General features: G+C 67.2%; 18 protein-coding genes and 1 tRNA gene. 5 read left to right on the top strand and 14 right to left on the bottom strand.

What is annotated here, in order from left to right:
• Positions 1-70: 70 nt before the first annotated feature.
• The 7 genes from tssG to tssB form a co-directional block, all read right to left on the bottom strand.
• A complete protein-coding gene (gene tssG / locus AB4850_RS05730) occupies positions 71-1,114 on the bottom strand; it encodes a type VI secretion system baseplate subunit TssG (RefSeq protein WP_414441634.1) in 1,044 nt (347 codons plus the stop codon).
• Positions 1,078-2,967, bottom strand: coding sequence for a type VI secretion system baseplate subunit TssF (tssF, locus tag AB4850_RS05725; protein WP_414441633.1), 1,890 nt, complete (start codon positions 2,965-2,967; stop codon positions 1,078-1,080). Before tssF ends, tssG begins: the two co-directional genes overlap by 37 nt.
• Before the next feature lie 5 nt (positions 2,968-2,972).
• Positions 2,973-3,485, bottom strand: coding sequence for a type VI secretion system baseplate subunit TssE (gene tssE / locus AB4850_RS05720; protein ID WP_414441632.1), 513 nt, complete (start codon positions 3,483-3,485; stop codon positions 2,973-2,975).
• Between the two features lie 10 nt (positions 3,486-3,495).
• On the bottom strand, positions 3,496-4,308 hold the full coding sequence (locus AB4850_RS05715) for a type VI secretion system accessory protein TagJ (RefSeq protein ID WP_414441631.1): 813 nt from the start codon (positions 4,306-4,308) through the stop codon (positions 3,496-3,498).
• A 102-nt stretch (positions 4,309-4,410) separates the two neighbouring features.
• Positions 4,411-4,914 carry an Hcp family type VI secretion system effector gene (locus tag AB4850_RS05710; protein ID WP_414441630.1) on the bottom strand — a complete coding sequence of 168 codons (504 nt, stop codon included), beginning with the start codon at positions 4,912-4,914 and terminating at the stop codon, positions 4,411-4,413.
• A gap of 105 nt (positions 4,915-5,019) precedes the next feature.
• Positions 5,020-6,516, bottom strand: coding sequence for a type VI secretion system contractile sheath large subunit (gene tssC / locus AB4850_RS05705; RefSeq protein ID WP_414441629.1), 1,497 nt, complete (start codon positions 6,514-6,516; stop codon positions 5,020-5,022).
• A 7-nt stretch (positions 6,517-6,523) separates the two neighbouring features.
• Positions 6,524-7,045, bottom strand: coding sequence for a type VI secretion system contractile sheath small subunit (gene tssB, locus AB4850_RS05700; RefSeq protein ID WP_414441628.1), 522 nt, complete (start codon positions 7,043-7,045; stop codon positions 6,524-6,526).
• Positions 7,046-7,393: 348 nt separating this feature from the next.
• Between tssB and AB4850_RS05695 the strand changes: the two genes are divergently transcribed.
• From AB4850_RS05695 to AB4850_RS05675, 5 genes are all read left to right on the top strand, one after another.
• On the top strand, positions 7,394-8,341 hold the full coding sequence (locus AB4850_RS05695; RefSeq protein WP_414441627.1) for a hypothetical protein: 948 nt from the start codon (positions 7,394-7,396) through the stop codon (positions 8,339-8,341).
• Positions 8,338-9,258, top strand: coding sequence for a DUF3365 domain-containing protein (locus AB4850_RS05690; protein WP_414441626.1), 921 nt, complete (start codon positions 8,338-8,340; stop codon positions 9,256-9,258). Before AB4850_RS05695 ends, AB4850_RS05690 begins: the two co-directional genes overlap by 4 nt.
• The gene (locus AB4850_RS05685; protein WP_414441625.1) at positions 9,255-10,670 is read left to right on the top strand and encodes a serine/threonine-protein kinase; all 1,416 of its coding nucleotides are present in this window, start codon (positions 9,255-9,257) and stop codon (positions 10,668-10,670) included. Before AB4850_RS05690 ends, AB4850_RS05685 begins: the two co-directional genes overlap by 4 nt.
• A gap of 124 nt (positions 10,671-10,794) precedes the next feature.
• On the top strand, positions 10,795-11,073 hold the full coding sequence (locus tag AB4850_RS05680) for a type II toxin-antitoxin system RelE/ParE family toxin (RefSeq protein ID WP_414441624.1): 279 nt from the start codon (positions 10,795-10,797) through the stop codon (positions 11,071-11,073).
• A gap of 18 nt (positions 11,074-11,091) precedes the next feature.
• Positions 11,092-11,388 carry a HigA family addiction module antitoxin gene (locus AB4850_RS05675; RefSeq protein WP_414441623.1) on the top strand — a complete coding sequence of 99 codons (297 nt, stop codon included), beginning with the start codon at positions 11,092-11,094 and terminating at the stop codon, positions 11,386-11,388.
• Between the two features lie 185 nt (positions 11,389-11,573).
• Here the strand turns inward: AB4850_RS05675 and AB4850_RS05670 are convergent.
• From AB4850_RS05670 to fdnG, 7 genes are all read right to left on the bottom strand, one after another.
• Positions 11,574-11,669, bottom strand: a tRNA-Sec gene (locus AB4850_RS05670).
• A gap of 43 nt (positions 11,670-11,712) precedes the next feature.
• Positions 11,713-13,623, bottom strand: a complete 1,911-nt coding sequence (selB, locus tag AB4850_RS05665; RefSeq protein WP_414441622.1) for a selenocysteine-specific translation elongation factor — start codon at positions 13,621-13,623, stop codon at positions 11,713-11,715.
• A complete protein-coding gene (selA, locus tag AB4850_RS05660; protein ID WP_414441621.1) occupies positions 13,620-15,056 on the bottom strand; it encodes an L-seryl-tRNA(Sec) selenium transferase in 1,437 nt (478 codons plus the stop codon). Before selA ends, selB begins: the two co-directional genes overlap by 4 nt.
• A 14-nt stretch (positions 15,057-15,070) precedes the next feature.
• Positions 15,071-16,006 (bottom strand): formate dehydrogenase accessory protein FdhE, encoded by a 936-nt coding sequence (fdhE, locus tag AB4850_RS05655; RefSeq protein ID WP_414441620.1) that lies wholly within the window; start codon positions 16,004-16,006, stop codon positions 15,071-15,073.
• Positions 16,007-16,582: 576 nt separating this feature from the next.
• The gene (locus AB4850_RS05650; protein ID WP_414441619.1) at positions 16,583-17,227 is read right to left on the bottom strand and encodes a formate dehydrogenase subunit gamma; all 645 of its coding nucleotides are present in this window, start codon (positions 17,225-17,227) and stop codon (positions 16,583-16,585) included.
• Positions 17,224-18,138 carry a formate dehydrogenase subunit beta gene (gene fdxH, locus AB4850_RS05645; RefSeq protein WP_414441618.1) on the bottom strand — a complete coding sequence of 305 codons (915 nt, stop codon included), beginning with the start codon at positions 18,136-18,138 and terminating at the stop codon, positions 17,224-17,226. The genes AB4850_RS05650 and fdxH overlap by 4 nt, the downstream gene beginning before the upstream one ends.
• Positions 18,139-18,150: 12 nt before the next feature.
• The gene (fdnG, locus tag AB4850_RS05640; RefSeq protein WP_414441617.1) at positions 18,151-21,222 is read right to left on the bottom strand and encodes a formate dehydrogenase-N subunit alpha; all 3,072 of its coding nucleotides are present in this window, start codon (positions 21,220-21,222) and stop codon (positions 18,151-18,153) included.
• Positions 21,223-21,441: the final 219 nt, after the last annotated feature.

The raw sequence follows: 21,441 nt of genomic DNA, 5'->3' as shown, positions 1-21,441 counted from the left end.
CAAAGTGACGAAGCGCCGGCCGCGCCGCGCTTCATTGCGTTCCACCCGGGGCAAGCCGGGCCGCCCGGCGCTAGTCCACCGGCGTCAATACCACCTCGTCGGCGTCGGCCGGCTTCGGATAGCGGCCCATCCAGGTGCTGAAGCCCATCCGCCCGGCGCGGCCCAGGTGCATGCCCGGCACGTCTTCCTTCTTCAGCACCAGTTGCACGTCCCAGCCCTTTTCGCCGCCCACGTACAGCCGCACGGCCGCCACCAGCTCCTCGAGCGCATCGCCGCCGGGCAGGAAGCGGTTGAACTGGTTCAGGCTCAACGGCCCGATGCGCAGCCGGAAGCGGTGCTGCGCGCCGCGCACCTGCGCGCCGAGCGTGGCGTTGCGGCCCATCTGCGCCATCGCGCCGCCCATGCGCAGGTGCGCTTCCGGCGGCAGCGCCATCCAGCCGATCACGAACTCCTGCACCGCCACCGGCACCTCGAAGTAGTGTTCGAGCAGGCCCTCGAGGCCTTCGGCGTTGCGCGCCTGCGGCACCAGCCGCCCGGCGAAGAAGCGCTTGTAGGCATCGGGCAGCGCGTCGCGCCCCTCCAGTTGCGGCGAGCCGATGCCGATCAGCGCGCCGACATAGGTGCGAAACCGGTCCTGCGCCGGGCGGTCGAACTGCACGGTCGGCTGCGCGTCGGCCCAGGCGCGGTAGAACAGGCTCAGCATCCGGTGGTGAAACAGGTCGGCGAACGCCACCAGCGTCGGATCCTTGGCGTTGCGCTGCCGATCGACGGCGTGCTCGGTCAGGTGCAGCGGCAGCGGCCCGTTCGGCCCGAACAGCCCGAGGAACAGCCCGTGCAGCCGCCCCGGCTCGCCGTTTTCGCTCGGCTCGAAGCGCTCGATGCTGCGCGCCGGGAATTCGAGCGAGGCGGCGTGGGCAAGCCGCACCGGGTCTTCGGCCGGCTTGATCGAATGGCCGAAGCGCGGCTGCGCCGGATACGCGCATTCGAGCCGCCGCATCGCCTCGAAGAATTCGAAATCGAACGGACGCGCGTGCAGCGCCGCCTCCAGCTCGGCGGCGGCCTCGCCGGCGCGGGCCGTCACAGGATCGGACGCTTGCCGGGGGTCGCGGGCCATCGGGCTACCTCGTTGCGTTCGAAGGTGCGCAGCGCCGTTTCGGTGAACGAATTCAGCGAGACGTAGCGCGCGAAGAAGTGCTGGAGCACCGAGCCGAGCAGGAACGCGCTGCCGCCCTCGAACGCGGCGTCGGCGCAGGTCAGCGTGATTTCGAGCCCGCGCCCGTAGGTGATCGGCCCCGGCACCGGAATGCGGCGCGTGGCGGGCCGCGCGACTACCTGCTTGATGCCCTCGATCTGCCGGCGCGCGGCGGCGTCGAACTCGTCGTGATAGAGGCCGAGCATCTCGCGCAGCGCCGCCGCGCCCTGCTCGCCATCCTCGCCGAGCAGCGAGAGGTAATTCAGTTGCAGATGGCTGATCAGCCGCCAGGCGGTGTCGCCGATCGCGGTGGGCGCGCGCGGCCGGGTCGGGCCGGCCACGCAGCGGATCGAGGCCACCGGCGCATCGGTATCGAGCGTGAAATCGGTGTACGACTTGCCCACCGGCATGTGCAGCGGCAGATCGCGGTTGGTGCACAACACGCGCAGGCCGAGCTGGCGCAGCGAGGTGGCGTACGGCGCGTCGTTGGCGTCGACCAGCGCGATGAAGGTCTCGCTGCCGACGTAGCTCGACCGCGCGCCCTTCTCCTTCTGGCGGCTCGACAGCAGGCGCGGCTCGCGGCGCAGCGTGTGGAACGCCGCCTGCCCGCCGTGCCAGGTGCGCGCGTTGCCGCCGTAGAACGGCAGGAAGCTTTGTTCGGGCTCCTGGCGATCGCCGTAGCCCTGCACGTCGAGCACGCTGTGCACCTCGAAATCCATCGGCCGCGTGCGATCGCCGATCACGTGATATTCGGTCTTGCCCGTCTGCAGATGGATGCGGTCCGCGCGCCGCTCGAACAGGTTGACGGCGGGCGTGCAGAACAGCCGGAAATTGCCCGCGTCGATCGCGTTGTGCAGGCGCGGCACGCTGCGATCGAGCCACACCACGATCTCGAACTCCGTGCCGCGCGCACGCGCGAGCAGCGCGCGCAGCCCGGTGAACTCGACGAAACGGAAGCGCTCCGGGCACGCGAAATACTCCTGCAACAGCCGGTAGCCGCTGAACGAGCGATCGCCGTACGGCAGCATGCCCTCGTGCTCGTCGAAGCCGAGCGGGCGCAGCGCCGTAGCGTCGTGGTGGTCGGCGAGCCATTCGCCTTCACTGGATGCCGCGGTACGCACCGTGTAGCCGGCGCAGTTCGCCAGCAATTGTTCGTGGATCAGGCCCGGCAGTTCGTCGGCACCGGCCAGAAATACCGGCAGCCGGTCGAGCGCGAGCATGTTGGCCTGCACGCCGGCCAGCGTGCGCAGCCGCAGCCGCAAGCCCGCGCGCACCGGGCGATGGCGCGGCGGCACGAGGCCGGCGGCGGCCAGCGCGGCCGGCGTATCGAAGTAGCGCGCCTCGCTCAGTTCGAGCGGCCACAGCGTCACCTCGTGCGCGCTGCGGTATTCGCAGGCGGTGCGCTCACCGAAGCCGGTCAGGCTGCGCATCACCGTGTGCCGCGCCACCGCGTGCCCGGCCGGCGGCAAGTCCTCGCTCGCATCGGGATGCAGTTGCACCACCGCCATCGACGGAATCGGCGCGAGGTAATGCGGATAGATCATCTCCAGCAGATGCTGGGTGAACACCGGGTATTGCGCGTCGAGCTTCAGTTGCACGCGCGCGGCCAGGAACGCGAAGCCTTCGAGCAGGCGCTCGACGTAGGGGTCGGCGCATTCGAAGCCTTCCATGCCGAGCCGGCCGGCCACCTTCGGGTAGGCGCGCGCGAATTCCGCGCCCATTTCCCGGACGTGCTGCAATTCGCGGTTGTAGTAACGAAGAAGACGAGGATCCATAGCCATCAGCCGAAATGTTGCGCGACGCGGAACTCGCCGGTTTCGAGATCGACGTCGGTGCGCAGGTAGAGGCCGAGCGGCATCGGCTGCGCCCACATCTGTGCGTCGATGCGGAAGCTCAGCGAACGGCTGTCCATGCGTGCCTCGTCGGCATGCACGCTCACCTGCACGGTGTCGGCGATCAGGCGCGGCTCGAAATCGAGCAGCGCGACGCGGATGCGCTCCTGCAAGGTGCCCGCGTCGATGCCCGACAGCGTCGCGCCGGCCAGGTCGGGAATGCCGAAATTCAGCACCGAGTTGCGCACCTGGTCGAGGCCGTCGAGTTCGTCGAGCCGCTCGCCATCCCATTGGCGCGTGCAGTTCAGCAGCGCGGCGATGTCGCGCGTGACGCACTCGCGCAGCCGCGCGGCGGTGATCACGCGCTGCTCGCGGCTTTCGTCGGGCTCGTGCGGCGCGAGGTCGGTGAGCCGGTCGAGCAGCGACGGCTGCAGGCGCTCCTGCGGGGTGAGTTCGGCCATGGCCGGGCGCCTAGCGCGCGTCGAACGTGATCGAACGCACGTCGAGCAGCGAATGCTCGGCGCGGTCGGTCACCAGCATGCGCTGGCCCTGGCCCACGAAGCAGTCCGCATCCTGCTCGACCCAGGCGGTGCGCGCGGCCAGCGTCAGCGCGGCGACGCTGCAATGCTCGCTGCCCGGATAGCGGCACGGCACGAAGCCGACCGCCTCGCCGCCGGCCTGCCAGCCAATGCGCACCGGCGCCCAGATCTTGTCGCGCAGGTCGCTGGGCGCTTCGAAATCGAGCGAGCGGACCTGCGAGAACGGCACCCAGGTATAGCCGGCCTTGAGAATCACTTCGAGGCACGGGCCGAAGCGCGGGTCGGCATCGGCGATCCACTCGAACGGCTCGCCGTCGATGTGCCCCGCCACCGTGGGCGCGGCGTCGAACGCATCGTTGCGCAGCGCCAGCGCGGCCTGCACGTGGCCGCTGCACAGCGCCGCCAGCGATTGCACGAGCGGTGCGTGCCATGGCTCCTCCGAGCCGACGAGCGGCGGCAGCGCGCTGCCGGCCATCACGGCGGCGCGCTCGATCTCGCCGTGCAGCGCGGTGCCGTAGGCGCTCGCCATCAGCGCGTTCTGCGCATCCAGCTCGTGCGCGACTGCCAATTGCCGTTCGGCGCGCGCCCAGTCGCCGAGCAAGGCCAGCAACTGGAACAGGAACACCCGCAAGCGGGCGTCGGCCGGACGGCTTCGAACCTCGGCGGACAGCGCGCGCAGCGCTTCGTCCAGTTGCCCGTTGGCGAGCAGCGTTTCGGGGCTGGCAGTGACAGGAAGGGGGCTCACGGCGAAACATTCCTTGATGGGCGGGCTGGGAACGGAGCCGGGCGCGAGGCCCGGCTCCGGCGCGCCGCATCCGCCGTCGCGGCGCGGATGCGGCTAGGCGGCTTACTGCTTGGCGACCTGCTGGATGTCGTACGTGAAATCCTTGGTGCCGCCGCTCGCCTTGCCTTCGTCGTCCTGCGGCTGGAACGAATACTTGAACTTGCCGAAGTGCAGCGTGATGTTCTCGGTCAGCCGTTCGTCCGAGCCGGTGCCGCCGGTGGACACCGAGGTGATCAGCACGCCTTCGCTCAGTTCGAGCGTCAGGAAGTCGGTCTGCTGGCCGGTGGCGTTGGTCACGTACAGGTACGCGTTGTCGAGGCGCGCGCCGGTGCAGCAGGCGTTGAGGATCGCGTTCGAGCAGCTGTCGATGTACTTCGTGATGGTGATGTCCTGGATGTTGGCCTTGCCGCCCGACGCGTAGCCCGCGCCGGTGTGCAGGTTGCCGGTATTGCTGACGCCCCACGACCACGCGATGATCGGCACCTCGTTCTTGTGCTTCGAGTGGTTGGATGCGCCCTGGATCGTGACCGAACCAGAGCCGAATTTCAGGTGCATGTCGAATGCCATAGTTGCCTCTGTGCGTTGCTGATGAGATTGCTCGCCGGTTCGACGAACGAGGGGACCGGCGCGTCGCCGCGCCGGCCGGAATGCCGGTTAGACCGCTGGAACCATTCAGGCCGCGCGCCCGGACGGCAGCCGCGACACGAGGCGCAGCGACACGGTCAGGCCTTCGAGCTGGTAATGCGGCTTCAGGAAAAACTTCGAGGTGTAGTAGCCGGGGTTGTCTTCCACTTCCTCCACCACCACTTGCGCGGCCGCCAGCGGCTTGCGTGCCTTGGTTTCCTCGCTGGAATTCACCGGGTCGCCGTCCACATAGTTCATGACCCAGTTCGACAGCCAGTTCTCCATCTGCTCGCGCGTGCTGAACGAGCCGATCTTGTCGCGCACGATGCACTTGAGGTAGTGCGCGAAGCGGCAGCACGCGAACATGTACGGCAGCCGCGCCGAGAGGTTCGAGTTCGCGGTGGCGGCCGGGTCGTCGTATTCCTCGGGCTTCGCCACCGACTGCGCGCCGATGAACGCGGCCACGTCCGAGTTCTTGCGATGCACGAGCGGCATCAGGCCCATCTTGTCGAGTTCCGCCGAGCGGCGGTCGGTGATGGCGATCTCGGTCGGGCATTTCATGTCCACGCCGCCGTCGTCGCTCGGGAACGTGTGCACCGGCAGGTTTTCCACCGCGCCGCCCGATTCCACGCCGCGAATGCGCGTGCACCAGCCGTACAGCTTGAACGAGCGATTGATGTTGACCGCCATCGAATACGCCGCGTTCTGCCAGGTGTACTTGGCCGAATCCGCGCCTTCGGTGTCTTCCTCGAAATCGAATTCCTCGACCGGGTCGGTCTTCGCGCCGTACGGCAGGCGAGCCAGCGTGCGCGGCATGGTCAGCGCCAGGTAGCGCGCGTCGTCCATCTCGCGCAGCGAGCGCCAGCCGGCGTAATCGGGCGTGGTGAAGATCATCGACAGATCGCGCGGGTTCGCCAGCTCGTTCCAGTTCTCCATGCCGAGCAGCGACGATTCGGCCGCCGAGATGAACGGCGCGTGCGAGGCGGCCGCGATCTGCGAGATGCCGCGCAACAGTTCGATATCCTGAGGACTGTGGTCGAAGTAATAATCGCCGATCAGGCAGCCGTAAGGCTCGCCGCCGAGCTGGCCGTATTCTTCCTCGTACACGCGCTTGAACACCGGGCTTTGATCCCAGGCCACGCCCTTGAAGCGCTTGAGGTTCTTGCCGAGTTCCTTCTTCGACACGTTCATCACGCGGATCTTCAGCATCGGATCCGTTTCGGAATTCGTCACGAGGTGATGCAGGCCGCGCCACGCGCCTTCCAGCTTCTGGAAATCGGCGTGATGCATGATGCGGTTCAATTGTTCGCTGAGCTTGCGATCGATTTCGGCGACGTAGGCGTTGATGGTTTGCGTCACGTCGTCGGACACGATGTTCGCGTCCTGCAGCACCTGCTCGGCGAGCGTGCGCACCGCGGCTTCCACTTCCTCTTTCGCGCGCTCGTTCTTCGGCCGGAATTCCTTGTTCAGCAGGGCCGCGAAATCGCTTGCGCCGCTCGTTTCGAGCTGCGCGCCGGCCGGGGCGAGTTGTTGCTGGCTGTCCATGTCGCCATCACTCCTGTTCGGGTTCGGTGCCGGCGGGCTTCGGCGCCGCGCTCAGCGATTGCAGCAGCGCCGGGTCCTTGAGCGCGCGCTCGATCAGCTTTTCCGCGCCGGCCTTGCCGTCGAGATAGGTGCCGAGGTTCGCCAGTTGGGTGCGCGCCTCCAGCAGCTTGGCGAGCGCTTCCACCTTGCGCGCCACGGCGGCCGGCGAAAAGTCGTCCATGCTCTCGAACGCGATGTCCACTTCCAGGTTGCCCTGGCCCGTCAGCGTGTTCGCCACGTTGAAATTGACGCGCGGCTTCATCGACTGCATGCGGCTGTCGAAATTGTCGACGTCGATCTCCAGCGCCTTGCGTTCCTCGATCGGCGGCAGATCGCCGGCATTGGCGCCGGACAGATCCGACATCACGCCCATCACGAACGGGATCTGGACTTTCTTCTGCGCGCCGTACAGCTCGACGTCGTACTCGATCTGTACGCGCGGCGCCCGATTGCGGGCAATGAATTTCTGACTGCTCTGCCTCGTTGCCATGCGCTGGTTCCTTTCAGGTGCATTGGGTTTCAGGGATTCGACGCGGCCAGCCGGCACGCCCCGATCGCGGTGGACTTGCGTCGTGCCGCGACCGTCGTCCACGTTCACAGAACAACGCAGGCTCGCCGTCTATTCCACTTTTTTTCACTCGGCCGAACCCGCGTGGCCTGCGTGCCGGGTTGCGTGAATCAGAACACCCGGGAAGCGCCGGATATTCCGTGGCGGGGTGCAACGCATGCTTTTCGGCGCTTTTCGTCACATCGCACGCCGATGGAATAAACCGGCGCGGCCGGCTGTTCAGTCAGTACCCGCGCGTCAACCGGGCGCGGATTCACTGCATCGCACGTCATGAAACTTTCAGGAACCTTCGAACGGATGGCAGGCAATACGGCGCTGCGGCTCGCGCCGCTGGTGTTGCTCGCTATCGCGCCGCTCGCGCGGGCCGACTGGACGCTGGTGCGCGCCGAGCCGTCGGGCGCGCCCGTCACGGCGATCCACGCGGCCAGCCTGTATACGGCGCAGGCGGGCCAGCGCTTTGCGCCGGACGACATCGTCGAGACGCCGCCCGACAGCGCGATCCAGCTTCAGGATGGGAACGGCAACCTGCTCGCGTTCGGCCCCGGCACGCGTGCGATGCTGACGCGCGATGCGCACGTCGCGCTGCTGCGCGGCTGGCTCAAGCTGGTGCGGGCGTGTACGGGGAATGGCGCGGGCTGCGCCGCGCCGGTGGTCGAGACGGCCGACACGCGCATCGTGCCGGCCAACGCCACCGCGCTCGTGATCGCCTCCGCGCCCGGCAGCGGCGGCGTGGACGCCGTGTTCTGCGAACGCGGCGCGGCGCAGGTGGTCACGCTCGGCACGCCGCATGGCAAATCGTCAGTCATCCATATCGATGCGCAAGGCGCCGCCTACGCCAGCCATCCGCGCCAGGGGGCGACGCTGCCGCTGTCGCGCGGCCCCGACCCGGCCTTCGTGGCCGCGATGCCGGTGGGCTTCCGCGACGCGCTGCGCCCGCTGCCGATGCCGGCCGCCACGCACGGCACGCCCGCGCGCGGCCTGCGCCCGGTGACTTATGCCGATGTGGCCGACTGGCTCGACAGCGCGCTCGCCGTGCGCACCGATCCGGCCACGCGGTTCGCGACGCGCTTCCGTTCGCGGCTGTCGGACCCGGCGTTTCGTGCCGAGGTGAAGCAGCACGTCGATGCGCTGCCCGACTGGCGCGCGCTGGTGTTTCCACCGCCGCGCCCGCTTCTCAAGCCGATCTCCGTCTACCCCTCGCTCTCCGGCCACCCATGAAGCTGTCACTCGCCATCAAGTTCAACCTCGTGTTCGTCGCGATCTTCGCGATCGGCCTGACCGCGGCCGGCATCGTCGCCGACCGCGTGCTGCAACAGCAGGCGCTCGACGAAACGCGCCACGACGCCAACGTGCTGATGAGCGCGGCCGAAGCGATGCAGAACTACACGGCGCAGCACATCACGCCGCTGCTGTCGACGCAGATCCAGTATTCCTTCGTGCCCGAATCGGTGCCGGCGTTCTCGGCGATCGAGATGCTCAACACGCTGCAAGGCACGTTTCCGAACTTCTCGTACCGCTCGACCATGGTCAACCCGACCAACCCGCGCGACCGGCCCAGCGATTGGGAGGCCGAAGTGATTGCGCATCTGCACGATCAGCCGGCCTTGCAGGAAGTGACCGGGCAGCGCCGCACGCCCGGCGGCGAACATCTGCTGTTCCTTGCGCGGCCGAGCCGCATCACCGATTCGAGCTGCATGCAGTGCCACAGCACGCCCGCCGCCGCGCCGCGCACCATGCTGGAGAAGTACGGCCCCGCCAACGGCTTCGGCTGGAAGATGAACGACGTGATCGGCGCGGAGTTCGTGTCGGTGCCGATGTCCGAATCGATCGCGCGAGGCCGCGCGCTGTGGCGCAGCTTCATGGCGGCGTTGAGCGTGGTGTTCGCGGTGGTGCTGATCGTGCTGAACGTGATGGTGCATCTGCTCGTCACGCGGCGCTTGCAGGCGCTGTCGCGCGCGGCCGACGAGGTGAGCCTCGGCCAGCTCGGCGAGGTGGCGTTGCCCACCCGTGGCAGCGACGAGATCGCCTCGCTGGCCGTCTCGTTCGGCCGCATGCGCACCAGCCTCGTGACCGCGTTCGAGATCCTCGACGAAACCGGCGCGGGCGACACCGCCCCGCCCGGCTCGCGGCCATGATCGCGCGCACCGAGGCGCTGCCGCTGCGGATCGGCCGCTACCAGGTCGAGCGCGTGCTCGGCCGGGGCGCGATGGGCACCGTCTATCTCGCCACCGATCCGCATATCCAGCGGCAGGTCGCGCTGAAGACGATCCGCACCGAGCTGCTGCACGACACCAGCGGCGCGGCCGCCGAGGCCGAGCTGCCGGCGCGCTTCATCAACGAGGCGCGCGCGGCCGGACGGCTCGTGCATCCGCATATCGTCGGCGTGTTCGACTACGGCGAGGCCGACGGCGTCGCGTTCATGTCGCTCGAATACGTGCGCGGCGAGACACTCGCCGCCCGGCTCGCGCAGCATGCCGCCAGCGGCACCGTGATGCCGCTGCCGCGCGTGCTGGTGTGGTTCAGCCAGTTGCTCGACGCGCTCGCCTATGCGCACGAAGCCGGGGTGGTCCATCGCGACATCAAGCCCGCCAACCTGCTGATCGCGCCGCGCGGCGAATGCAAGATCACCGATTTCGGCATTGCCCAGCTCGATACCGGCCGGCTGACGCAGGCCGGCATGATGATCGGGACGCCGAACTACATGTCGCCCGAACAATATGCCGGGGCCGAGGTCGATGCGCGCAGCGACCTGTTTTCCGCCGGCGTGGTGCTCTACGAAATGCTGACGGGGCGTTGTCCGTTTTCGGGTTCGTCGGCGGCGGCGATGCATCAGGTGCTGACCGCGATGCCGCCCGCGCCTTCGTCATGCGTGCCGGGCTTGCCGGCCGTGCTCGATGCGATGGTGCTGAAGGCGCTGGCGAAGGCGCCGGCGGAGCGTCATGCGTCGGCGCACGGCTGGCGCGTCGAACTGCTGGCGCTGCTCGACACGCTGGCCGCGCCGCGCGATCCCGATCAGACGGTGGTGGCCGTGCCGCTCGCGCGGCAGGCGCTGGCGCCGCCCGATCTGGCGAGCGCGCCTGCGCACGTGCCCGATTGGCCCGCGGAATTTTTGTCGCGGATCGAGCGGCAACTCGCGAGCCATGTCGGCCCGGTGGCGTCGCGGCTGGTGCGGCGCGCGGCGGCGCATGCCACCGATTCGCACGGGCTGGCCGCCGAACTGGCGCGGCATCTGCCCGACGATGCGGCGCGGCATGCGTTCGCGGCGCTGTTGGCGCGCGATGCGACGGCATCGGGGATTACGTCCGTGCGGGCGGCGCGGCGCGATGGCGGCGGGCTGGGTACGACGGTGGCGGCGGTGGCGGCTGTCGATCCGGCGTTGGTGGAACGCACCGCGCGGCGGCTCGCGACACATATCGGGCCGATCGCGCGCATCGTGGCGCAACGCGCGGCAGTGGGGGCGGATACGGCGGTGTTTCGGACAAGGATTGGGGAGGCGTTGCCGGAAGCGGTGGATCGGCGGGGGTTTTGGGAGGGGGTGGGGGGATGAGTGGGGTGGCGGAAGGCAGCGGGAGTCGAACCGATCCGGGAAACGAAGAAAACATCGCCAAGGGTGGCTGCAGTCTGATTAATATCGTTTGACGACACTACCGCCACGCGATAGCATTTACCTCATGATCTCGGACTTCAAATGCCCCGACACCGCGGAGATGTTCGCTGGCAAGCGCGTAGCGCGATTCGCCGACATCGAGACGGTTGCCATGCGCAAGCTTGCGATGCTCCAGCGTGCGGCGAACGTGAATGACTTGCGCATCCCGCCGAACAACCGGCTCGAAGCACTCAAAGGTAACCGCAAGGGCCAGTTCAGCATTCGCATCAATGACCAGTGGCGCGTGTGCTTCAAGTTCGAAAACGGCACCGTGTCCGACGTCGAGATCGTCGATTACCACTGATTGACTGGAGAAAACACCATGCCACGCGAAGTCAAATATCCGACTCCGGGCGAGATCCTTCAGGAGGAATTCCTGACCCCGATGGGGATCACCGCCTACCGGCTCGCCAAGGACATCGGCGTCACACAGATCCGCATCGGTGAAATCATCGCCGGCAAGCGCGCCGTGACTGTCGATACCGGCCTGCGCCTATCCCGCTACTTCGGGACGAGCGATGAATTCTGGACAGGCCTGCAACTCGACCACGACACCGCGACAGCCAAAGACCGCCTGGCGGAAGAACTGGAGAAGATTCCGCACTACGAACCGGCCTGACAAGTCCGCTTGTCGAGTGCCTTCGTGTGTGTGGCGACGCGCAAACAAAGGGGTTGATCGAGGAATACCGGCAAACGCGGTGCGGAGTCAAAAACCGACGCGCTGATCTCTTTTGCGGAACAGCGCATATTTTGCGGAACACGAATGGGGCGAAATTCCGAAACGGGAAACCCCGCAAAGCCTTGTGGCGGAAGGCAGCTGGAGTCGAACCAACCCAGGAACGTTTGACGTCCCCAACCAGATTTGAAGTCTGGCCGCACCACCGGATACGAATGCCTTCCGCGAACTTGAAGCTGAAACCTGAAGCAGCACTTGCCACCGCAATCAACCCGACTCCACCGCCGAACCTTCGGCGCGCAGCAAATGCCGGTCGCGGTGAAAGCGAGTATACCCAACGCGATCGAAGAACTCGAGAATCTGGATCGCGCGCTTGCGGCCCAGCCCCGTGCCATCGCGAAACGTAGCGGCATCCACACCGCCCGTGCACCCCGCCGCCAGCCCAGTCACAAGCTGCGCCAACTTCGCCACCACCGCCTTGTCGTAGAACAGGTCGCGCACCACCTGATGCACGTCGCCGCGCCGCGCCAGCTTGCGCAGCAGCACGCGCACGGCGTCTTCCGGCGCGCCGGTCGCGGCGGCCAGATCACGCACCCACGGCGGATCGAAACGGCCGGCCGCGATCAGCGGCAGCAGGCGCTGCGCGAGCGTCTCGTCGGCCGGATCGAGGCTCGCGGTATGCGTGACCAGGCGCACCCAGCGCCCCTCGCGCACGAGGCTGCCCTCGCCCGCCATCGTCTCGATCAGCGCACGCCACAAAGCGGCGTCGGCCAACGGCAACGCCATCCGGCGCAAGCGGTCGAGATCGGGGCCTGGCTCGTCGGGCGAGCGCTCGTGGAACGCCGCCAGCACCTCGATCACGCGCGCGCGGAACGCCGCGCGGCGGCGCGGTGCGATCGCGCGCGGGCCATCGGTGCCCGGCACCACCACGGCGTTTTCCGGCAGCGGCAACCGCTCGGCCGGCAAGCCGGTCAGGTGCATCAGCGTGGCGATCGGCAGGCCGAGCGGCGCCTCGTCGAGCAGCGCATCGATGCGCCCTTCGTCGAGCCACGCGGCAATCGCGCCGAGCCACGCCAGCCGCGCCGGCGCACGCCGCTTGTGCGTAGGGCCGAACGGATCGAGCACGCGGCCGCCGCCCACGGTGCGCGTCGCCTGGGCGTTGCGCACGATGAAGCGGTCGCCCGGCATCGCGAACACCGGCACGTCGAACACGAGTTGCACACGCCCGCGCTGGCCGGCCGCCAGCGTATCGATGTCGATCGGCGCGACGTGCGCCACATGGTGCTGCGTGCCCAGATGCACATGCAGCGGCGACCAGTGCGCGAGCGTCAGATCGGCATCGGCCAGCAGGCTCAGTTCGACGTCGATACGCGGTGAAGTGGCGGCGAGCCGCGCGTCGGCGATCACGTCGCCGCGCGACAGCGCCGCCTTGTCGATGCCGGCCAGATTCAGCGCGCAGCGCTCGCCGGCATGGCCGATTTCGGCAGGCCGGTTCTGCGCATGCAGGCCGCGCACGCGGACCGGCTCGCCGGTGCGCGCAACGTTGAGCGTCTCGCCCACGCCAACCCGCCCCGCGAACGCGGTGCCGGTCACGACGGTGCCCTGCCCGGCCAGCGTGAACACGCGATCGACGGCGAGCCGGAACAACCCGTCGTCGCGCCGCGCGCGCCACTGCGCGGCCAGCTCGCGCAACGCCGCGCCGAGCGCCGCGACGCCCGGGTCGCCGGGCTGCGTCGCGCAGGTTTCGACGATCGGCGCACCGGCCAGCGCCGTGGCATCGAGCCACGCGCGAATCTCGTCCGATACCTGCGCGCGGCGCGCGGCATCCACGCGATCGCATTTGGTCAATGCAACGATGCCGTGCGTGACGCCGAGCAATTCGAGGATCGCCAGATGCTCGCGTGTTTGCGGCATCACGCCGTCGTCGGCGGCGATGACCAGCAGCGCGACATCGATCCCGCACGCGCCGGCCGCCATCGTATGCACGAGCCGCTCATGGCCCGGCACGTCGATCATGCCGAGCACCTCGCCGTTGTCGAGCGGCGTGTACGCATAACCGAGCTCGATCGAGATGCCGCGCGCCTTCTCTTCCTTGAGGCGATCGGTGTCGACGCCCGTCAGCGCGCGCACCAGCGTGGTCTTGCCATGATCGATATGGCCGGCGGTCCCGACGATCATGAGCGTGCATCTCCGGCCGCGAGTTGTGCCGCGAAGGCCGGCTCGTCGCCGGCTTCGAGGCAGCGCAGGTCGAGCCGCAGGGCGTCGTCGGCAATCCGGCCGATGACGGGCCGCGGCAGCGCCCGCAGCCGTGCTTCGAGCTGACCGAGCGCGCGCCCGGCGCGCTTGCCCGAGGCGAGCCGCATCACGAGCCCATAGCTCGGCAGCACGTCCACCGGCAAGGCCCCGCTGCCGATCTGGCTGAACATCGGCTCGGCGCTGACGACAAAGGCCTCGCCCACCGCCCGCTGCATGGCCGGCAGCATGCGCTGCGCGGTGTCGGCGATCTCGGCCTGCGCACGCGTGAGCAGGCGCAGCGTGGTCAGCCGTTCGCGCAGGAATTCGGGCGCACGGTAAAGCCGCAGCACCGGTTCGAGCGCCGCGAGCGTCAGCTTGCCGACTCGCAACGCGCGCTTGAGCGGATGCTTCTTGATTTTCGCGACAAGCTCGCGCGATCCGACGATCAAGCCCGCCTGCGGGCCGCCGAGCAATTTGTCGCCGCTGAACGTGACGAGATCCGCGCCGGCCGCGATCGTGTCGCGCACGGTGGGCTCGTGCGGCAGCCCCCATTGCGCGAGATCGACGAGCGTGCCGCTGCCGAGATCGACCGCCACCGGCACGCCACGCTCGCGGCCGATCGGCGCGAGTTCGTCGATCGTCACTTCGCGCGTGAAGCCGGTAATCGCGTAGTTGCTGCAGTGAACCTTCATCAGCAGCGCGGTGCGCGGGCCGATCGCCTCGGCGTAGTCGCGCGCGTGGGTGCGATTGGTGGTGCCGACCTCGCGCAGCCGCGCGCCGGCGCGGCTCATGATGTCGGGAATCCGGAACGCGCCGCCGATCTCCACCAGCTCGCCGCGCGACACCACCACCTCCTTGCGCACGGCGAGCGCGGACAAGGTGAGCAGCACGGCCGCCGCGTTGTTGTTGACGACAGTGGCCGCCTCGGCGCCCGTCAGCTCGCAGATCAGCGCGTCGATCAGGTCGTCGCGATCGCCGCGGCGGCCCGTTTCCAGATCGAATTCGAGGTTCATCGGCCGCGTCAGCGCGGCCATCACGGCCTGCACGGCCTCGTCGGGCAGCAGCGCGCGACCCAGGTTGGTGTGCAGGACCGTGCCGGTCAGGTTGAAGACGGCCCGCATCGCGCTCGCGTCGGCAGCCGCGAGCCGGGCGCGCACGTCGGCGGCGATGCCGGCCTCGTCGGGCGTGGCGGCGCTTGCCGGATCACGCCGCACCGTCTCGCGCCATGCGTCCAACGAGGCGCGCACGGCAGCCAGCACACGAGTGCGGCCATGCGCCTCGACGAGCGGCAACACGGCCGACGACGACAGCACGCGATCGACGGACGGCGCGCGCGCGAGACGCGCGTTCAGGTCGTTGACGCCGGTATCGCTCAAGGGCGCCTCTCCGTTCACGCGTCGGACGACGGCAGTTCAGGCCACAGCAGCGGATTCGGCGAACTGCGCCGGTAGCCGGCCTCGTTCATCAGCAGATCGAGCGTGAGGCTGGCGAGATCGTCGGCCAGCGGCTCGAACGCGAAATCCTTGTCCTGATAGCCGATCTTCCGATAGGTGTGGCATTCGTCGCAGGATTCGGCCTTGATCGCCTCGCTGCCGCCTTCGATGCCGTGATACGCGATGCCCTTGGTTGAATCGCAGTGCGAACATTTGGTGCGCACCATGTGCCATTCGCTCGTGCACAGCGAGCATTGCAGGAAGCGATAGCCCTGATACTTGCCGCCGATGCGGATCACGCTCGCGACCGGATGCGAGCCGCACACGGGGCACAGGCCGGGTTGATCGAGATACGGCACGTCGGCGGGCTGCACGCGCGAGGCGAGATCGGTCCAGACCACCTGCAGCGCGGCCGCGATGAACGGCGCGGAGGCCGGCTCCACTTCGGCCACGCGCAGCGCGACGATCGCATCGGCCTGCGCGTCGAGCTGCTCGGCGGTTTTCAGGCGCAGCGCGTCGATCAGCTTGGCGAGCGGCGGCGTGACCAGGCCGCCCTGTTCGACGCTGTCGAGCAGGCGTTGCAGCACGTCGCGCCAGCGCGGATCGCGTGTGCCCGTCATGGCGGGCAGGATCGGCATCGAATGGGTTTGCGCGTGACGGATCGCGTCGGCATCGGGCAACGGCGCGTCGAGCGTGCCGAGCACCGCATGCTGCGCGTCGGCCAGCGTCGCCATCAGGCGCAGATAGCCCGAGATCGGATTGAGGTCGGCCAGCTTGCGCAGGCGCGCGGCGCGCTCGGCAAAGGCGCTCGCGCGCTCGGGCAGACGAAAGCGGGGAATCGCCGAATGATCGAGGGCCGTGATGTCATTCGGGTCGAGTATGCGTTGTGTCACGAGAATCACCTGAAACTGTCTGACCGGCGCCGCGATTTGCGCGCCGGAATCGGCTGCCGCCACCAGCCTGCGCGGGACGCGGCAGCCGCTGCGAAAGGGTTGACCGATCGGAAATGCACGCCGGCCCGCGAGCCGGCTTGGCGGCGGAGGCTGATGCATCATCGCCGTGAAGAATACAGCTTCCTGCAAGCATTCGCCAATGCGAGGCCAGGAATCGCCCGAATAGGCGAACACAGCTCGCGCAACGCGTTAGATCGGAGGAAGACATCGGGACGAATGGCTTTGGCAGGACGCGACCGCGCAAGGAAAGCACATGGGAAGCGAGTCGCACAACAAAATATCGCGCCAAATCATCGTTAGCAATTCAGTGCGACTCTTTTCACATTTCACGCATTGCAACCGCCTTGAACGGCAACGCGGTGAATGAAAACCGAGGACGCTAAACTAGCATGCAGGCACGAATCGACGCCGAAAACAGCCGATGAAATTTGATTCACTGCAAGGTGAAACCGAATGAAAAAGGCCATCCCGAGGGATGGCCTTCGCGTGCCGACCTCAATGCACCGGAACGCCGCGCTAACGCGTGCGCCTCGATTCCTTGACGGTCTGGCGGAACCATTTCGGATGATGCTTTCTCGCCCAGCCAAGCGTGGTGGTGCCGCGCACCATCGCGCCGATCGAGCCCTTCACCCACAGCGCCGCATAGATGTGGGTAATGATGCTGGCGATCAGCACGAAGGCCGCCGCCGCATGGGCCAGCGCCGCGAGACGGATCACCTCGATCGGGAAATAGATCGAGAAATACCGCCGCCAGATCACCACACCCGACAGCAGCAACACCAGCAGGCAGCACACCAGCGTGAAGAACAGCAGCTTCTGCCCGGCGTTGTAGCGCCCGACCGGCGGCAGGTTCTCCTCGCGGTTGTTCAGCACGTCGCCGATCTGCATCATCCACCGGCGGTCGTCGGCGTCGATCAGGTTGTGGTGCCAGTAGCGCACCACCATGATGATGAACGACACGAACATCACGACACCGGCGAACGGATGCAGAATGCGCGTCCACTGGCCACCGCCGAACAGCGCGGTCAGCCAGAACATCGACGGGTGAAACAGCGCCAGCCCCGACAGCGCGAGCAGCACGAACGTGATGGCGGTGATCCAGTGGTTCGAGCGCTCGTTCGCCGAGTAGCGGACGATCAGGTTCGGGTCGTCGTGGCTCATTTCACGTCCTCCTTGATCCGGCGTGCTTCGTCCCGGGCAGCAGCCTCCTCGCCCTCCGTCACCTCGTTCGGACCGACCCGCGTGTAGTGGAAGAACCCGGCCAGCGCGGTCAGCGCAATCCCGGCCATCGCGAGCGGCTTGGCGATGCCCTTCCAGAGCTTCACGAACGGGCTGATCGACGGATTCTCGGGCAGGCCGTGGTACAGCGTCGGCTTGTCCGCGTGGTGAAGCACGTACATCACGTGCGTGCCGCCCACGCCCTGCGGGTCGTACAGCCCCGCGTTGGCGAACCCGCGATCCTTGAGGTCGACGATCCGGTCGGCCGCCTGCTGCTTCATGTCCTCCTTGGTGCCGAACATGATCGCCCCGGTCGGGCAGGTCTTCACGCAGGCCGGCTCCTGGCCCACCGCCACGCGATCGGAGCACAACGTGCACTTGTACGCGCGGTGATCGGTCTTGGAGATCCGCGGGATGTTGAACGGGCAGCCGGTCACGCAATAGCCGCAACCGATGCAGTTCTCCTCGTGGAAATCGACGATCCCGTTGTTGTACTGCACGATCGCGCCCGGCGACGGGCAGGCCTTCAGGCAGCCCGGATCCTCGCAGTGCATGCAGCCGTCCTTGCGGATCAGCCACTCGAGGTCGCCGGCCGGGTTCTCGTATTCCGAGAACCGCATGACCGTCCAGGAATGCTCGGTCAGGTCGGCCGGATTGTCGTAGACGCCGACGTTCTCGCCGATCTCGTCGCGCAGGTCGTTCCACTCCATGCAGGCCGTCTGGCACGCCTTGCAGCCGATGCATTTCGATACGTCGATCAGCTTGGCGACGGTGCCCGTGACCGGGTCCCGCGCCGTGGGCGGCGGCGTGGTGGTGGCGGACAGCCGTTTGATGTCCAGCGATTGCAATGCCATCTCGTTTCCCCTTTATGCCTTTTCGACATTCACCAGGAACGACTTGAATTCCGGTGTCTGCGAGTTGCCGTCGCCCACGGACGGAGTCAGGGTATTGGCGAGATAGCCGGGCTTGGCCAGCCCCTTGAAGCCCCAGTGCAGCGGAATGCCGACCGTCTGCACCTTGCGCCCGTCGACCATCAGCGGCTTGATCCGCTTGGTCACGACCGCCACCGCGATGATGTAGCCGCGATTCGACGACACCTTGACCCTGTCGCCGTGCACCACGCCCACCTCCTTGGCGAGATCTTCCGAAATCTCGACGAACTGCTGCGGCTGCACGATCGCATTCAGCCGTGCGTGTTTCGTCCAGTAATGGAAGTGCTCGGTCAGGCGGTAGGTGGTGGCCGTGTGCGGGAACTTGTCCGGCTTGCCGAGCGCGGCCCGGTCGTCCGGGAACACGCGGGCGGCCGGGTTGTTCAGCGCTCGCGGGTTGCCGGGGTGGAACGGGTTCGCGGCCAACGGCGTTTCGAACGGCTCGTAGTGCTCGGGGAACGGGCCTTCGTTCATGCCGTCGCGGGCGAAGAAGCGCGCCACGCCTTCCGGATTCATGATGAACGGCCCCATGCCGTTTTCAGGTGGTTCATCCACCTTGAAATCGGGCACGTCGGCGCCGCCCCAGGCGCGGCCGTTCCAGCCGACCAGCTCGCGGGTCGGATCGAACGGCTTGCCGGCCGGGTCGCACGAGGCGCGGTTGTACAGAATGCGCCGGTTCGCCGGCCAGGCCCAGGCCCAGCCGAGCGTCTGGCCGATGCCGGTCGGATCCGAATTGTCGCGCCGCCCCATCTGGTTGCCTGCCGCCGTCCACGCGCCGCAGAAGATCCAGCAGCCGCTCGCGGTCGAGCCGTCGTCCTTCAGTTGCGCGAAGCCGGCCAGTTGCTCGCCGCGCTTGACGAGCACCTTGGTCGGATCCTTGGCGTCCGTCAGATCGACCAGCGCACGGCCGTTGAACTCCATCGCCAGTTCTTCCGGCGTGGGGCTTTCCGGGTTTGCGTACGGCCAGGTCAGGTTCACGATCGGATCGGGGAACTTGCCGCCGTCCTTCTTGTAGGCCTCGCGCATGCGCAGGAACAGGCCCGACATGATCTCGAGGTCGCTGCGTGCTTCGCCCGGGCCGTCCGCGCCCTGCCAGTGCCATTGCAGCACGCGGGCCGAATTGACGAGCGAGCCGCGTTCCTCGGCGAAGCAGGTCGTCGGCAGCCGGAACACTTCCGTCTTCACGGCGGCCGGATCGACGACGTTGAAATCGTCGTGCGGCTTCCAGAATTCGGAGGTTTCGGTGGCGAGCGGGTCCATCACCACGAGCCATTTGAGCTTGCCGAGCGCTACCGCCGTCTTCGCCTTCGCTGGTGCTGCCGCCAGCGGATTGAAACCCTGGCAGATATAACCGTTCATCTTGCCCTGGGCCATCAGCTCGATGGTTTGCAGCAGGTCGTACGGTTTGTCGAGCTTCGGCAGGTAGTCGTAGCCGAAGTTGTTCTCGGCGGTAGCCGCATCGCCCCACCACGACTTCATGAAGCTGACGAAGAACGCGCGGTAGTTCTTCCAGTAGCTGAGCTGGTTCGGCCGCAGCGGCTGCGAGGCGCGCTTCGCGATGTAGGCCTCGTAATCCTGCTCGGCCTGCGACGGCAAAGTCATGTAGCCCGGCAGCAGGTTCGACATCAGGCCGAGGTCGGTCAGCCCCTGGATGTTCGAGTGCCCGCGCAGCGCGTTCACGCCGCCGCCGGCGATGCCGACGTTGCCGAGCAGCAGTTGCACCATCGCGCCGGTGCGGATGATCTGCGCGCCGACCGAATGGTGCGTCCAGCCGAGCGCGTAGAGGATCGTGCCGGCGCGGCCGGGCACCGCCGTGCTGGCCAGCATCTCGCACACCTTGAGGAACTTGTCCTTCGGCGTACCGCAGATGCGCTCGACCATCTCGGGCGTGTAGCGCGAATAGTGCTGCTTGAGCAGGTTGTAGACGCAGCGCGGATGCGAAAGGGTTGGATCGACCTTCGCGAAGCCATCGTCGCCACGCTCGTAATCCCACGTCGATTTGTCGGGATAGGTGTGCGTGTCGGGGCTGTAGCCCGAGTAGATTCCGTCGTTGAACGCGAAATCGTCACGGACGATGAACGGGAAATCCGTGTAATTCTTGACGTACTCGTGCTGGATCTTGTCGTTCGTCAGCAGGTAGTTGATCACCCCGCCGAGGAATGCGATGTCCGTGCCGGTACGAATCGGCGCGTAGTAATCCGCCACCGATGCCGTGCGCGTGAAGCGCGGATCCACGACCACGAGCCGCGCCTTGCGGTGCGCCTTCGCTTCCGTGACCCATTTGAACCCGCAAGGATGGGCTTCGGCTGCATTGCCGCCCATGACCAGGATGATGTCTGCGTTCTTGATGTCGACCCAATGGTTCGTCATCGCGCCGCGGCCAAACGTCGGGGCAAGACCTGCCACCGTCGGGCCGTGTCAGACACGTGCCTGGTTGTCGAATGCGAGCATCCCCATGCTGCGGATGGTTTTGTGCGTCAGATAGCCGACTTCGTTGCTGCCGGCCGAGGCGGCCAGCATGCCGGTGGTCAGCCACCGGTTGACCTTCTTGCCATCGTCCGAGGTTTCGACGAAATTCGCGTCGCGATCTTCCTTCATCAGCTTCGCGATGCGGTCGAGCGCCGCGTCCCACGAGATCGGTTCCCACTTGTCGGAACCGGGCGCGCGGTATTCGGGCTGCGTGAGCCGGCTCGGGCTGTGGATGAAGTCGATCAGGCTCGCGCCCTTCGGGCACAGCGTGCCGCGATTGACCGGGTGGTCGGGATCGCCTTCGATGTGGATGATGCTCGATTTGGCGTTCTTGGCGCCGTCTCCGAGCGAGTACATGAGAATGCCGCAACCGACCGAGCAATACGGGCAGGTGTTACGGGTTTCGACGCTGCGCGCCAGCTTGTATTGGCGAACTTCCGCGAGAGCGTCGTCGGGCGAGAATCCCAGCAGGGCGAGACTCGATCCGGCGAGCGTAGACGCGGTCACCTTCAAGAACTGGCGCCGGGACATGTGGAGCATGGTGGTCTCGGCGAGGAGGTATTGAGGAACGTAATTCGTATGACGACGGAATTGCACGACGATTTTACGCCGTCCACTCCACGGTCGCATGTCGAAAAAATCAACATTACGCCATTTTGTTTATAGGAAATGGCGTTGCCGATGGAAAGTCGGATCGACACGAATTCATGGCCCCGGACATCGGCCTGCATGCGCACCGCCGCCTTCAAACCCTTGTCG

This window comes from Burkholderia sp. 22PA0106, from assembly GCF_047497155.1.
Classification (GTDB): Bacteria; Pseudomonadota; Gammaproteobacteria; order Burkholderiales; family Burkholderiaceae; genus Burkholderia.
The sequence above is the reverse complement of the archived record's forward strand: the minus strand, read 5'-3'. Positions and strand labels throughout refer to the sequence as shown.

What these genes read in the sequence shown, in the direction of transcription:
- tssG (WP_414441634.1), bottom strand. Translation starts at nt 1,114, where the DNA reads ATGGCCCGCGACCCCCGGCAAGCGTCCGATCCTGTGACGGCCCGCGCC.
- tssF (WP_414441633.1), bottom strand. Translation starts at nt 2,967, where the DNA reads ATGGATCCTCGTCTTCTTCGTTACTACAACCGCGAATTGCAGCACGTC.
- tssE (WP_414441632.1), bottom strand. Translation starts at nt 3,485, where the DNA reads ATGGCCGAACTCACCCCGCAGGAGCGCCTGCAGCCGTCGCTGCTCGAC.
- AB4850_RS05710 (WP_414441630.1), bottom strand. Translation starts at nt 4,914, where the DNA reads ATGGCATTCGACATGCACCTGAAATTCGGCTCTGGTTCGGTCACGATC.
- tssC (WP_414441629.1), bottom strand. Translation starts at nt 6,516, where the DNA reads ATGGACAGCCAGCAACAACTCGCCCCGGCCGGCGCGCAGCTCGAAACG.
- tssB (WP_414441628.1), bottom strand. Translation starts at nt 7,045, where the DNA reads ATGGCAACGAGGCAGAGCAGTCAGAAATTCATTGCCCGCAATCGGGCG.
- AB4850_RS05695 (WP_414441627.1), top strand. Translation starts at nt 7,394, where the DNA reads ATGAAACTTTCAGGAACCTTCGAACGGATGGCAGGCAATACGGCGCTG.
- AB4850_RS05690 (WP_414441626.1), top strand. Translation starts at nt 8,338, where the DNA reads ATGAAGCTGTCACTCGCCATCAAGTTCAACCTCGTGTTCGTCGCGATC.
- AB4850_RS05685 (WP_414441625.1), top strand. Translation starts at nt 9,255, where the DNA reads ATGATCGCGCGCACCGAGGCGCTGCCGCTGCGGATCGGCCGCTACCAG.
- AB4850_RS05680 (WP_414441624.1), top strand. Translation starts at nt 10,795, where the DNA reads ATGATCTCGGACTTCAAATGCCCCGACACCGCGGAGATGTTCGCTGGC.
- AB4850_RS05675 (WP_414441623.1), top strand. Translation starts at nt 11,092, where the DNA reads ATGCCACGCGAAGTCAAATATCCGACTCCGGGCGAGATCCTTCAGGAG.
- selB (WP_414441622.1), bottom strand. Translation starts at nt 13,623, where the DNA reads ATGATCGTCGGGACCGCCGGCCATATCGATCATGGCAAGACCACGCTG.
- AB4850_RS05650 (WP_414441619.1), bottom strand. Translation starts at nt 17,227, where the DNA reads ATGAGCCACGACGACCCGAACCTGATCGTCCGCTACTCGGCGAACGAG.
- fdxH (WP_414441618.1), bottom strand. Translation starts at nt 18,138, where the DNA reads ATGGCATTGCAATCGCTGGACATCAAACGGCTGTCCGCCACCACCACG.